The following is a 275-nucleotide window of genomic DNA, read 5'->3' as shown; positions in this document are numbered from 1 at the left end:
CCAGCCAGGCTTCCATGGCCTGGGCGCGACGCTCCAGGGTACGTGGGTCGCCGTAGCCTTCGCCGATCATCCAGCGCAGCAGGGTGATGTTGGACTGCAGGTACTCGGCGATGGCCTTTTCCGGCAGCTTGATGGTGCAGCCGGCAGCGGAACGCTCGGCCGAGGCGTCGGACAGCTCGAATGCTTGCTCGACGGTCAGTTCGTCCAGGCCTTCGATTTCCAGGATGCGGCCGGAGAAGGCGTTTTTCTTGCCCTTCTTCTCGACGGTCAGCAGG

The 275-nt window shown here is 64.0% G+C and carries 1 pseudogene; it reads right to left on the bottom strand.

The annotated features are described in order from the left end of the window. Window positions 1-275 (bottom strand): annotated as a pseudogene (locus R0J88_RS19975) (aconitate hydratase B); the annotation flags it as partial.

It is taken from the genome of Pseudoalteromonas sp. SIMBA_162 (assembly GCF_046535955.1).
GTDB lineage: Bacteria > Pseudomonadota > Gammaproteobacteria > Enterobacterales > Alteromonadaceae > Pseudoalteromonas > Pseudoalteromonas marina.
This window is presented reverse-complemented; position numbering and strand designations above follow the sequence as displayed.